The 13,614-nt window shown below is 39.0% G+C and carries 8 protein-coding genes and 1 pseudogene; 4 read left to right on the top strand and 5 right to left on the bottom strand.

Features of this window, described 5'->3' with window-relative positions:
• Positions 1-49 precede the first annotated feature (49 nt).
• Positions 50-1,672, bottom strand: a complete 1,623-nt coding sequence (locus tag V7K38_RS07405; protein ID WP_334856646.1) for a serine/threonine protein kinase — start codon at positions 1,670-1,672, stop codon at positions 50-52.
• A gap of 295 nt (positions 1,673-1,967) precedes the next feature.
• Entirely contained in the window at positions 1,968-3,152 is a 1,185-nt protein-coding gene (locus V7K38_RS07400; RefSeq protein ID WP_334856749.1) for an esterase-like activity of phytase family protein, read from the bottom strand.
• 417 nt (positions 3,153-3,569) lie between these two features.
• Between V7K38_RS07400 and rnhA the strand changes: the two genes are divergently transcribed.
• Complete coding sequence (rnhA, locus tag V7K38_RS07395; RefSeq protein WP_334856644.1) at positions 3,570-4,478, top strand: ribonuclease HI; 909 nt, start codon at positions 3,570-3,572, stop codon at positions 4,476-4,478.
• Positions 4,479-4,543: 65 nt separating this feature from the next.
• Here the strand turns inward: rnhA and cruG are convergent, their stop codons facing one another.
• Together cruG and cruF are read right to left on the bottom strand one after the other, a co-directional pair.
• The gene (gene cruG, locus V7K38_RS07390; RefSeq protein ID WP_442940756.1) at positions 4,544-5,770 is read right to left on the bottom strand and encodes a 2'-O-glycosyltransferase CruG; all 1,227 of its coding nucleotides are present in this window, start codon (positions 5,768-5,770) and stop codon (positions 4,544-4,546) included.
• A 129-nt stretch (positions 5,771-5,899) separates the two neighbouring features.
• On the bottom strand, positions 5,900-6,808 hold the full coding sequence (cruF, locus tag V7K38_RS07385) for a gamma-carotene 1'-hydroxylase CruF (RefSeq protein WP_334856642.1): 909 nt from the start codon (positions 6,806-6,808) through the stop codon (positions 5,900-5,902).
• A gap of 535 nt (positions 6,809-7,343) precedes the next feature.
• Here cruF and V7K38_RS07380 point away from each other — a divergent pair.
• The 3 genes and pseudogenes from V7K38_RS07380 to V7K38_RS07370 form a co-directional block, all read left to right on the top strand.
• Complete coding sequence (locus V7K38_RS07380) at positions 7,344-8,429, top strand: ABC transporter substrate-binding protein (protein ID WP_334856640.1); 1,086 nt, start codon at positions 7,344-7,346, stop codon at positions 8,427-8,429.
• Between the two features lie 21 nt (positions 8,430-8,450).
• On the top strand, positions 8,451-9,344 hold the full coding sequence (locus V7K38_RS07375) for an ABC transporter permease (RefSeq protein ID WP_334856638.1): 894 nt from the start codon (positions 8,451-8,453) through the stop codon (positions 9,342-9,344).
• Between the two features lie 53 nt (positions 9,345-9,397).
• Positions 9,398-9,751: pseudogene (locus V7K38_RS07370) on the top strand (hypothetical protein); the annotation flags it as partial.
• A 237-nt stretch (positions 9,752-9,988) separates the two neighbouring features.
• On the opposite strand, the gene V7K38_RS07365 reads toward V7K38_RS07370, so the two are convergent.
• A complete protein-coding gene (locus tag V7K38_RS07365; protein ID WP_334856636.1) occupies positions 9,989-13,573 on the bottom strand; it encodes a hybrid sensor histidine kinase/response regulator in 3,585 nt (1,194 codons plus the stop codon).
• Positions 13,574-13,614 lie beyond the last annotated feature (41 nt).

Here is a 13,614-nt window from a genome sequence, read left to right as displayed (position 1 = left end):
CATAAGAAGATAGTTAGGTAATGTTGGAAAGCATTTTGATAACGAACTTTCAAGAGCGCGACAAAAGTTTAAAAAAAATTTCAAATAATTTATCCATCCAATTCTTTAAACCTTCTTTTTCCGCTTTTTGATCTGTGGTTAACTTTTGTAAAATGTCTAATTTTAGTTTTTCGTACTCTGTTCTTAGAAGACTTTTGGCTTGATTAGGCAAAATTAATTCATTTGACCGTTGACTTATATCTAACCAATCTACAATTTGCTGGCGCTGATTAGCCGTGAGGCTTAAGGTTGTTACATGAGAGCAACGGTTTGGATCTTCTAGAGGAAAAAATAGTAGATGATAATAGCCTACCTCCGCTAAACTACGTGCTATATTCTGTCCTTTATTATCTTTCAAATCTAGGAAATAAGGTAGCCATTTAGTCATAGAAGGCTGTTCATCATATAATACTGTTACCCACAAAAGCATCGGATATACATTAACTTGACTAATGAATTCAGTGCCATGTATTTTATCCAAAAACTTTGTAATCTCTTCTTTAGGCAACATTGCCCAAAAAGTTGGTATAGGTCTTTGAATAGTTTGTAGTAAATGGGGAAAACCAATTGCGCCAATTGGTTTATTTTTAGGCCAATTTTTCTGCAAACACTCTTGTTCTGACAATAAAGTTGCAGGTACTAATTGAACTGGAAGTGAGAGTTTAATAATCTCACTGCTATTACTAGGTATAGCATCATTAAACTGAATATTAACCTTTTCTAAATCTTCTAATATTTGGTTGATATTTTGTGGGCGCTCGCTCACTTCTTTAGCTAAACAACTCATTAATAATTTTTGTAATACCTGTGGGATTTTGACTTGCGGATTAACTTCTTCAACTGTAGGTGGCATTTGAAAGCGATGCGCTTGATACCAAGTACCAAAAGAGTTACTTTTTGTCTGAAATGGATGTTTTCCTGTTAACATCTCAAACATTAGTACTCCCAAACTATAAATATCAGAGCGCACATCTAGGAGTTTGCGCCCTTCCATGTGTTCTGGAGAACAGTAAGGTAAACTGCCAATAAAAGAATCTGTTAGAGTCATCCCACTTCGCTCTGTTAAAAATTTGGCAATGCCAAAATCGAGTATTTTAACAATTTCTCCATATTTACTATCTTCACAAATAAATATATTTTCGGGCTTGATATCTCTGTGAACAATAGGATAAATCTCTCCTTTGAGGCTGATACCTTGGTGGGCGCATTGTAAGCCTAAACAAATTTGATTACAAATCTTCAAAAACTTCGGTATTGTTAAGGGCTGAATTTTGAGAATTTGTTTGAGATTTTTTCCTTGGAGATACTCCATTACATAAAATGGGGTTTTATCTTCAGTAACGCCATAACTTAAGATGCGAACAATATGTTTACTTTTACGCCCCAATTGAGCGCCAATAAAAATCTCTCTGGCAAAGCGTTGCGACATTTGCTGATTTGCCAAACTGAGTGATAAAATTTTGATTGCGATCGGCATACCATTTTTAGCAGTATCTTCTGCTAAATAAACTCTACCCATTCCCCCTTTGCCAATCAAATCTCTAATTAAATAGCGATTATTTAAAAATTGTCCAATGTAATTGTCTAATTCTGGTTTTTGCCCTACCATATTCTCAATTTCTTTTTGTGGCATAAAAATCATTTATGAAAAATATTGTTGGCGAATTAGTTTAATAAGTCTAGCTAATTACTAAAATTCAATCTAAAAATATAAGTTTTTGTAGGCAATTAATCATATACTGCCATCATGATTAATCTGTCTGCAAAGTTCCCTACACATTGTGTAACATATTTATTAAGGAATACGGTTGAGAAATTACACGGAAACTACAAATAGGCTAGATAAATTTGCCTATTAGATTCAGTGAATACACAGGAATAAGCTGAAAAGATGTAAATAGCAGTAAAGGGGTGATACCTCTGTACAGTTAAGGGTTGAGATTCGGCAGTAAACGACGTAATAATCTCATCAGTGGTGTTTCAATTTTCATTTTAAAAGCTAGTATTTGGGTACGTTGCAGCGAGTTAAAATTGTTATCACTGATGAGAATTAATGATTGTTGACCATCAGGTAGTTTAGGCCCAAGAGTTAAGCCTTCGATGTTGTCTAGTAGTACATCTAGGGTTCTCAAATCTAATAGCAGTTTTTTCTGAACTGGTTTAATATTTGTGGAGTCAATTGCTAAAAGGCTATCAATCTTATGAATATCATCAGCTTCTTCTAAAGAAACCTGAAACAGGGAAATAGCAAACCCTAAACCAGTAAAAGACCTTTCTAAACTTAGGAAGTGTCCTTGATTATCAAGAGCAAGTAAATCAGGTAATCCACTAGCGAATTTACCAGTTAAATTGAAAAATGGTGAAACTGGTTCAGTTTTATAAATAAATTCCTTTTCTGGCTGGCTGTTGAACAAGTTGTATTGTAAAATTCGACATGGACTGCCCATGTTAGGTTTAGCTGCGACACCATCTTGAATTAGAGCATTTTCGGTGGCTGTAAATAGATGCTTTTTATCGGGTGTGATGGTGAGACTTTCAAAAGCCAAATTGTTGCGGATACCTTGTTGGCCACTTTTATCTGGCAAAAATTTGTTTGGAATAGGAAGTGTTCTAATTTGCCTTCCAGAAGATATTGAAAACTCTTTAATAAAAGGATTAATTAGTTTTGCGGCATCGCCTTCAGAAGAAATAAATACAGTTGCTTTATTAGTTAATGCAATACCTTCTGTATCGGTTTCACCAGGACGGAATGTTTGACCATTTTCATTTAATAATGTGGTTACGCTTACAGGAACAACTTTACCTTTTTGTAGAGAACCCTTGCTTAAGTCGATTTTCAGGGTATAGAAACGAGCATTAGCTTTTTGCCCACGGTCATCGGAAACAGCATAATAAAGGTTATCTTTGGGATTATATGTAATTCCAGATAAACCTCCAAGTTCAGTTTTTTTAAAGATTAAACCTTTCGGTAAAGTGGCTTCTCCGATAAATTCTATGGTACTAACTTCAACAGCATTTGATGGTAAACTTTTGAATGAAAAAGTGATAATAAAAATAATTATGAATAAGAAAATAATTTGTGGTGGCGCGAATATTTGTTTAATTAGCTGCATAGAATTTTTATGAAAGTATAAATAAAATCTTGATTTTAATGTCATTTATGAACCAATTCAGCGCTGATAAATATCTGCTACAAATAAAAAAAGATTACATCAACCTCAGCCTAAACTTGACCCAATTGCAGAATTTAATTAGGACAATTCAAGGCACTATTGACAATTGACAACCAAAAAGCGATCGCAACTTATAAAACTTCATTGGTAGCGCAAGTATCGGACTAGCAACCAGCAAAATCGCATCTTCAGTGTCACTTACTCAAATAGCAAAACACCATTTTAATTTACAACAGCCTTTTTGTGGAGCGTTGTTGCTGGAGTGCTAACCAGTATAATAGCCTGGATATTCTTTAAAAAAAATTCGCCGCTAATCACTCTTAGCTTTGTGTCCTTTGCGGTTAGATATCCTAAACCATGTCCACTCAACCTACAATCCAAAGCATATATACCGATGGCGCTTGCACCGGGAACCCTGGCCCTGGCGGTTGGGGAGTTGTCGTCTACTTTAGCGATGGCTCAATCCACGAAATGGGCGATGCATCCCCTCATACCACTAATAATAAAATGGAAATGCAAGCTGCGATCGCAGCCCTCCAATACCTGCAAACATCTCAACAAGCCCAAACCATCACCCTACATACAGATAGCGAATACCTAATTAACTGCGTTACCAAGTGGGTGAAAGGCTGGAAAAAGAAAGGCTGGAAAAAGTCAGATGGTAAACCCGTCCAAAACCAAGAGCTTTTAGAAACTCTTGATGAACTCAATACCCAACAGGTAAAATGGCAACACGTCAGGGGACATTCTGGTAACATAGGTAACGAACGTTGTGATGTGATCGCTCGCTGTTATGCTACTGGCAAAATCCCTCCGTTACAACAATTAACTCCCACAAATTTTTATAACTCTTTATCTGCCAAAAATGACCTAAATGTAGCAAAAGTAGCTGATTATGAAAAAAACTCTCGAATAATTAACCAAAGTCCGCAAGAAATCAGTACTTCTGCACCAGAAATAACCGTTATGGAACCATCAACTGGGACAAATGCGGCCACTACCGATGAAAAACCACCAGAAATGCGGGTTTTGCAACTCCGTAGCTTGGTTGAAACTCTGCGTATCGCTGACGAAATTTCTGAAAAAGGCTACTTAATCACCAGTTCTGAGTTAGCAGACTTGATGGATGTCCACGCCAGCGCTGTTACCAGTCGGGGAGATCAGTGGCGCTGGCGAAATTGGATAGTGTCACGGGTACGCCGTGAAGGAAATCAAATTCTTTGGGAACTGGAACGCGGGGATCAAGTGGGAGGTGAAGAGGAGTAGGGAATGGGGCATGGGGCATGGGGAGATAAGGGAGATAAGGGGAATAACCAATGCCCAATTCCCCACTATATATATTTCCGTCCTCGCCACTCGCGTGGCTTGTGGAACGCAGATAAGAAAATTCGCAGCACAGCTAGAGGATCAGCTAAAGGGGAAAGCCAGAATAGCCAGCCGCCTTTAGCACTTTTGCGATCGTAAGAAGGTGCGATCGCAATTAGCATCGCAAAGCGAATCACCAGCAAAAATAAATTCAGTCCCAGCAGAAGAAGTGGGGGAGTGGGTAGAGACGCGATTAATCGCGTCTGTAGCAAGTAAGGGAGTAGGGGAGAAATCAATAAAAAACTGAGGACAATTAAAAGGGGTAAACCCTGAACAGATGTAAGTAGCCATAAATCTCCCCACAACTGCGAACGAGAAGTTGCATCTTTAAGATCGAGACTCCGCCCCCATTCCTTCCACGTCTCCATCGCCCCTTCATACATCCTTACTTTCAGCACCTTTGCGCCATCTAAAAAGCCTACTTTATACCCTTGAGCAGCAATATTTCGTGCCAATGTGACATCATCACAAAAAGAACCACTCGCACTGCTATAGCCACCCACAGCAGCTAAAACGGAGCGGCGACACAAAAAACACTGCCCATTTGCCATCACTCGTTCAGGCTGCTCTGCATTGATCCCAGCAGGATCAAATCGGTAAAGCAGAGTCATCAACAAAGCTGGTTGTAGCCAGCACTCCCCTGGATATTTGAGGATAAACTGAGGTGAAAGGGAAACTAAGTCATAGCCTTGTGCTTCGGCTATCTTCACCAAACCCGCAACTAAGCCAGGATGGGGTTGAATATCAGCATCTAGCCCTAAAAACCACTCACTACCCTCAGAACTATATAGAAAACCGTTATGCAACGCCCAAGGCCGCCCCACCCAACCAGAAGGTAAAGGATCGTCCGTCATCACACGAAAACGCGGATCTTTTTGCTGTGTCGCTTTTACTAAGTCTGGTGTACCATCACTGGAGTTGCTGTCTACAACAATAATTTCCCGAACTTCGTAGCTTTGCTGACTTAAACCAGCTAGCAGAGGGCTAATACGAAGCGCCTCGTTCAACGTGGGAACGACAACACTAACCTTACCCAAAAGTCTCGGTGTCGGCTGTTGTGGTTTTATTGGTGGCAACCGTCTTGGCCCCTTTAGCAAACGCGAAAACAGAATCGCCGTTGCTGGTACTTGGATAAGTAGGAATAAAAGGGATATGGCACTTTCTAATATTAAAGCGTTGTCTACTGTTGTCAAAATACTTATCAATTAAAATTGCGACTATACAAAATAATGTGAATTTGGCATGGGGCATGGGGCATGGGGTATTTCCCTAGTCTTCAATCCTAGTCCCCAGTCCCCAATCCCTAGTCCCCTATTTCTAGGCTATTTCAAGGCAACTTCAACCTTTGCTACTGATACTTCTTTGCTTACTGGTTCAATAGCAACTTGAGTCGCTGTGGTTGAACTCCTTAACCACAGCGCCACGGCGGGAACCACACCAAGCAATAAGCCGAGCAATACAGGGATAGAGAATCCAGCAGCTAAACTTAGTCCGGCGGCGAAGGCAAAGTTCGTTAAATAAACGACTAAGGGGAGATTGAGTTGCGATCGCTCTAATTTAATCGATGTATTTCTCCACAACAACCCTGCCACACTCATAAACAGGGCGCTAGTGCCAAACCAACCTGCATAATTTTGGTAAGGTGTCCCAAAGAAAGCTCCTGGTTGTTCCCAATACCAGAAAGGCAGAGAAGTTTGACTCATAGCTGGCTCAAGGGCAAAATCCCAACAAGTGAAGAGTAAAGCACCAACGGCTATAGCCGCAATATGGCGACCCCAACTGGGTTTTTGAGCCACTTTCAAACCAGTTCTCGCAATTAAATAAGACGACAGCCCAACATAAAACCAAGATAAAGGAATTGTAAAAGGAACTAGCCCCGCAATCTTATAACCCAAACCACTCAAGTAGCTATAATCACCAAATGGGAAACCTGTACTGGTTCCCAGTAGTTCACTTCCCAAAGAGATAAACATAGCCGGCAGCATAAATGCTAGCCAAGTTCCCAATCCCAATGTCCGGTAGGCATAAATAGAGACAGCTATTGTCCCTAAGATGATATCAACTACACCGCCGCCTGCCATACTTAACTGTATGGCAGTTTCTCCAACCTGCGATAAATTTAAAATTATGTCGGCATTAGGTATGACCAGTAGCATCCCTACTAGTCCGAAGGCTTTTGATACGATATGACCAATCAGGCATACGCGCTCAACGATAACAAGTTGTCTCATGATAATTCCTTAACAAGATGTGACACGCGGCTACTCGGCTGCTAACAGTTTACAAATGTTTAACAACATATTTAAATACTTTGTCCCGCAATTCTCTACAAACTTGTTTGGCTTTCTTGATTAAGAGCATAACAGCCTATTGATTGAAGCTATAAGAAATATGATGATAAACCTACTAGTCTAAGCTATATACTCGAAATCTACATAATCTCATCTGTAAAACTTCTGCTTTTTTGTCCCACTGATACCCGTCCGTGTGCTGAATAACTCCTTTCATTCAAGGATCTCTTTGAGGGAGGATAACCATCATAGATTAACTAAGTCCGAAAGTAAAATAAAGTCTTTAGCTAACTCCGACAAAAACCCTACATCTCAACCGTTTGCACAGCTTTATATTCGCGTAGCAGGCGATCGTCTGAGAAGAAAAAGATCGTTTGGTAAGTATGAAGAATGATACATTTACCCCAGCAAATCACACCAGGGACTACGAAGTATACCGTAATCTAGAAGTTGTCAATGAATAACTTCTAACTTAATGACCAAGAGACGGCAATTTTTCAAAGGGGTGGCAGCACTTTCTAGCTTATCTTTAGCTGGTTGTGGCTGGAGGCTGGCTGAAGTCCGTGCTAATTCTAATACTTCTAGTCAGCGTGACCAGCTTTATATCTTTACCTGGACACAATATACTGACAACCAATTATTGAAAACCTTTAGCACCCAAACTGGCATGAAAGTGCTAGCGGATGTGTATGATTCCAATGATGTCATGCTAGCTAAGTTGCAAGCTGGAGGTGGTGGTACTTACAGCATCATCTATCCATCCGATTACATGGTGCAGAAGATGCTGAACAAAGGTTTGTTGGCAGAAATAAATCACGATCGCTTAATCGGTTTAGAGAATTTATTCCCCCGGTTTCAGAATCCTAGTTATGACCTCAATAACCGATATAGCATCCCTTTTAACTGGGGGACAACAGGTTTACTTTACAATTCCGAAAAAATCAGAGATGTGCCACAAGACTGGGATTACCTTTGGCAGAACCAAAAGCAGCTTAATCAACGGATGACCTTGCTTAATGATGTTCGAGAAGTGATGGGTGCAACGTTACGGATGCTAGGTTATTCTTACAACTCGAAAAATGAACAAGAAATCAAACAAGCTTATGAAAAGTTGAAAGTGCTAAAACCTGCGATCGCACGTTTTGACACCGACGCTTGGCAAAATCAAATTCTGGCAGGAGATTTACTATTAGCAATGTGCTATTCAGCAGATGCGGTGAGAATATCTCAAGAAAATCCTAAACTCAAATATGTAATTCCTCGCAGTGGTTCTTCATTATGGACAGACACTATTGTAATTCCTAAAACAGCCCCAAATTTAGCAGGAGCTTATGCTTGGATTAACATGATTCTGCAACCAGAACTAGCAGCCCAAATCAGTCAACGCCTGAGTATTTCTACACCTAATAAGGCTGGATTTGAGCAATTGCCAAAAAGAATTCAAAACAATGGTAATTTATTTCCCTCAGAGTCGCTTTTAGCAAATTGTGAACGGGTTACTCCTGTCGGAGATTTTGAAGAGGTTTACGATCGCTACTGGACTGAATTAACTAGCAGTTAAAAAAGTTAGGAGTTATAAGTGATGAATATTGAGAAAAATGGAATTTCGCAAATAGAAGAATTAAATCGCCTACCAGTAAATTGGCTGCAACCTTTGATATTACTTGCGCCATCGGGTATTTGGTTATTACTTTTATTGGTACTGCCAACTTTGATAATTTTCGAGTTGAGTTTAGTTGCAGATATCCGGCCTGGAGATTTGGTTAATCCTAACGGATTTCAAAACTATATCCGAATATTCGATCCGCTTTATGTGCAAGTAATTGTGCGATCGCTATTTTTCGCATGTGGAACCACCATAATTTGTTTAATTTTGGGCTTTCCCGTCGCTTATTGGATTGCTCAGATAGCGCCGCAACGTTGGCGAAATTTGCTGCTATTAGGCTTTGTTTTGCCTTTGTGGACTTCTTCATTACTCCGCTCTTATGCTTGGATTACAATTCTTCGTCCTACTGGTTTATTGAACAGTTTACTCAGCACTTTCGGTTTGCCTACTTTGCAATTACTCAATCAGAGTCAAGCTGTATTTATTGGCATGAGTTATAGCTTGTTACCCTATATGGTTTTGATTTTATATGCTTCTCTCGAAAAGTTAGACAAGCGATTGCTAGAAGCGGCGGCTGATTTAGGTGCAAATCCGGTGGAAACTTTTTTTCAAGTAACCGTACCACAAATTTTGCCTGGAATTACGGCTGCTTCCATGCTGGTATTTATCACAGGCTTAGGGGATTTTGTCGATCCAGAATTACTCGGTGGTGCTTCTAGTATGACGGCAGCGCGGTTAGTTTATAATCAATTTCTTGGAGCAACCCAAAATTGGGGATTTGGTTCAGCTTTAAGTATGACGTTAATTTTGCTTGTTAGTATTGCGATCGCACTTTTAATTAAGTTTGGCGAACCTGAAGCCAAACGCTAACTTTTCGTTACTCATTTATAATAATGGCATCAAACGCCAGCGAGACAACGGTTATGCTCTCACCCGATCTCAAAAATGCGTTACCAACTACTGATGAACTTCCCTGTTCAGACGATACATCAGTGGATAACGAAGATCAAAACTTTTTGCCCAACATTTTACTCTTCTTACTCAACTCTATTTGGGCAAATCGCCTGGATTGGTACTTCGGAGTAGATATGGGAGTGTATCACACCACGGGAGTCAATCCCAGAGTACCTGTAGTGCCAGATGCTTTTTTAAGTGTGGGAGTAGAGCGCAAAAAGGGAGGTAAATCACGCAAAAGTTACGCGGTTTGGGAAGAAAATGGCATAGTTCCAATATTCACTTTAGAAATAGTATCCCACACCCCCAGAGGTGAATATGACAGGAGCGACAAACGGCTGAACAGTTAGCGCAGTATTTACTTTCTCTAGGTGTAGATCCAAATAATCTACCTGGTAATTAAGGCGATCGCGTTCCAAGGGTTGATACACTTTATCGGTACACCATACCTCTCTCCCTACTGTCGCATCACTTAACTTAAACTCCCACAGATAATTTACTGATAGCAACCAACTAAAATAAGATTAATGTCAATGATTTGTCACCATAAGCAAATGGTTTCAATCATCTGTATTACTATTCATTAGACCCTTAATTGTAGACAGAAACTCATTCTCTAAATAAGGCTTGGTTAAATAAGCCTTTGCGCCCAATTCTTGGGCAAGTTGGCGATGTTTTTCAGAACTGCGAGAAGTGAGAATTACTACAGGTATTTTTGCTAATTTGGGGTATTGACGGAAATTGCCCAGCAACTCAAAACCATTCATTCGTGGCATCTCTAAATCAGAGACGACAACTTGAATTTCTGGATGTAACTGCAACTTTTCTAGAGCTTCTACACCATTTTGAGCTTGTATTACTTGATAGCCAGATTTTTGTAGAGTGAGAGAGATAGTTTGGCGCAGACTAATTGCGTCATCTACAACTAAAACAACTTTTGGTGATTTGTTATCTGACTCTTGAGAATAACTGGGTTGGCTTTCTAGAGTTTTGGTAGAAGTAGATCCACAAAGTAATGGTGTAGATGCAAAAGTGTCTCCCGATATCGCCAAGGCTTTATGATTTGAGGGAGAAGCTATTGGTAGCGCCATGATATCAAGTGTTGTCTGTTGGAGCCTATTAGACTCTACCAGGACGGAAGCATCAATCACTAAGATAAGATTGCCATTAGCTAAACTACTACAACCATAAATATATTTTGGCTGGGCGATCGCATTTCCTAGAGGTCTGATTACCAGTTCTTGTTCACCAATTATTTGGTCAACTTCTAAAGCAAACATTCCCTGATTTCGTTTTAGCAAAAGCACCGGATTTGTCACTACGCTAGAGTCTTTAGTGGTGTATGTAGTACCAGTATTCAAGAATGAATCATTATAATCAATCAATTTTGACAGTTGGCGGAGACTAACCATAGTCTCATCACTGTCTGTATTCCAATGCAAGACTTTTTGACCTTCAATTTCTTTGATCTGCTGTTCGGAGGGAATCAAGATTTTTTCGATGCTGTCCAAAAGGAGGGCATAAACAACACCTTTGGCTTGAACCAGCATTAATTTTTCTGTAGTCATAGAAAAAGGAATTTTGAGTATGAATATTGTTCCCTGGTTGGGTGAGGATTGTACTGAAATTGAGCCATTAAGTGCATTCATCTGAGTCCGTACAATATCTAACCCCATACCGCGCCCAGAGATTTCAGTCACTTTATTAGCAGTAGAAAATCCAGGTGAAAATATCATGTCTAAAAGTTCAGATTCAGCTAGATTAGAAGTATAAACTTTAGTTTTTTCTTCAATTTGGATGGGATATAATTCAGTAGCTTTTCTGCGAATTCTGTCTAAATTTAATCCCTGACCATCATCCCGAACTTCGATAACAGTTTGGCTACTCTGATGATAGGCGCGGATTTCGATTAACCCTTGTTCTGGTTTACCAAGCTCCCGGCGAAGTTGCGGAGCTTCAATACCGTGGTCAAAAGCATTACGGACTAAATGTAATAAGGGATCGTAGAGCTTTTCTGCGATCGCTTTATCTACTAGTACCTCAGTACCAGTAAGCTTCAATTCTACAAGTTTGGCGTAAATATTCCCAAATTTATTGACCATCTGGGGGAAACGATTTAGGATGTTGCCCAAAGGCAACATTCGTGCTTCTACTAAGCTATCTATAATATTAAGAGTTAAATTCTCCTGTTTTTCACTAATTTGAGCAGCTTGAGTCACAAGCAATTCTAGAGATTCTGTGGTTTCTTGTAATTGCAGTGTTTCTTCTATTGCCTCATGCAGTGTTGTATGGAATTCTGTATATACATCCATTTCTAAAGAGTCAAATTTCACTGCAAAATTTTGTATTTCTTGTGAGGAACTATTTGGTATTTGTAATGGCAAATCACGTAATTCATTTAAAGTTGTTTGGTGTCTCGAAATTTGCCGGATTAATTGATCGATGATTTCTTTAACTTGTTCATCTTGCAAACTACGTCGTTTTTGGTAAATCAGCAATTCTCCAGCTAGATAATTTAGGTGTTGTAGCTTTTCTGTATCTACTCGAATAAAGGAAGGTTGACGAAAGTTTTTAGTTTGAACATACTGTGATTTGTCTTCTATATCTTTGTTGATTTGTGTTGCTAAATCAGACATGACTTCAATAGCTGTTTCAGGAATATCTATAGCTACCTGCTCATTGAAAGTTAATGAATCAAGCTTTTCTGAAGAATCATCAGTCGCGGTAGTCACCACTTGTTCTGTAACGTTTTCGCTAGTTTCTTCACCCCATATTGTCTCTAGTAGATTATCAGTAATTTCAGAAGATACAGATTTGGGTATTTCTTTAATAACTAACAATGATTGTAACTTGGGGCTATCAAGCCAATTTATCTCTTTGCTAGTAACTGGAGGATAATTTTTATATTTTTGTGCTAATGCATGAATTCGATTTTGTAATATTTTAATTACCGAAAGATAGATGTCACTTTTGTTAACAGAATATTGAAATTTTATTACTGCAAATAAGATGATTAATACGATCCCATTCCGATATATATAAAGACTTTTACTCTCTTTCTCATCTTGGATAAAATCAAGAAAATTTTTCAGCCAATTTTCGATATAATCAAGTAAATTGTCTCTTTCTAAGCTAGGAACCAATAAAGTGAAATTAAGGTCTGTCTTTGGTATTAGTATCTCGTGATTAAACCAGCCAAAAATGTAGCGAATTACTTTTAAATAAAATTTAGCAGTTATTGGCTTTACAGATTCATTTTTATTATTATCAGATGTAGTGAGGAACTGGTAAAATTGTTGTTCGTTGAATGTATCAATAGATAAATGATTTTGCAATTCTCCAGAGAAGTCATTATTTGCCACTATCGTGAGTTTTCGCAAAGCTGGAGAAGTTTCTCCGCCAAATGTGCGATCGCCTTCTAATACCAATTTTTGTGCTTGTTGTAAATCTGCAAGAGCAATTTCTGCGATTTTCTGCACCTGAGTTGGATTTACTTGGAGTGCTAACAGAATTGTTTGGGAAATTTCTCCTAATCCAGGTAAATTTAGAGATTCTGCTAAACCGAGAAAAACTTCAGCTTGAGAGTGTAAAAAATCGATAAATTCGTCACTACTTGGTGGATTGTTAACAGCTTCAGCAATACTGTTTAGACGTTGCTCTACTCCTACTTCAAAAACTGACTGTACAATATCAAATCCCAATTCCTCAGAAGTCGGAATATGAGCCTCATCACCAAATGCATCACCCAGCTTTTCTTGTAATTGTGCAAACACTGAAGTTGCTCGATTGAGTAATTCTTCATCATTAACAGTGCTGCCTATTAGTTGGGTGTTTAATGCTATGCTAAGACACTCATAAGCTTGTATTAAAAGTGTTTGTAATTCAGCATCGACTACCACCTTGGGATTATACAGAGCCTTAAAAACATCTTCTAAAAAATGGGCTATCATCTTAATTACTTCTAGCCCAACATTAGCAGCGCCACCTTTAAGTGTATGGGTAGCCCGCATTAAGTTATGAACTTTAGCAATACTATAATCTTCTGATAAGGTAAATAGTTCTTGTTCAATAATTTGGACTAATTCTGGGGCTTCAGCCAGAAAGTAGATGTATCCTTGTTCACGAATTTCGCTATCTGTAATCATAGTGAGCGAGTGGGGAGTGGGGAGTGGGGAGTGGGGAGTAG

The organism is Nostoc sp. (genome assembly GCF_036917465.1).
Lineage (GTDB): Bacteria > Cyanobacteriota > Cyanobacteriia > Cyanobacteriales > Nostocaceae > Nostoc.
Note: the sequence above shows the minus strand (reverse complement) of the source record. Positions and strands in the feature narration are given on the sequence as shown.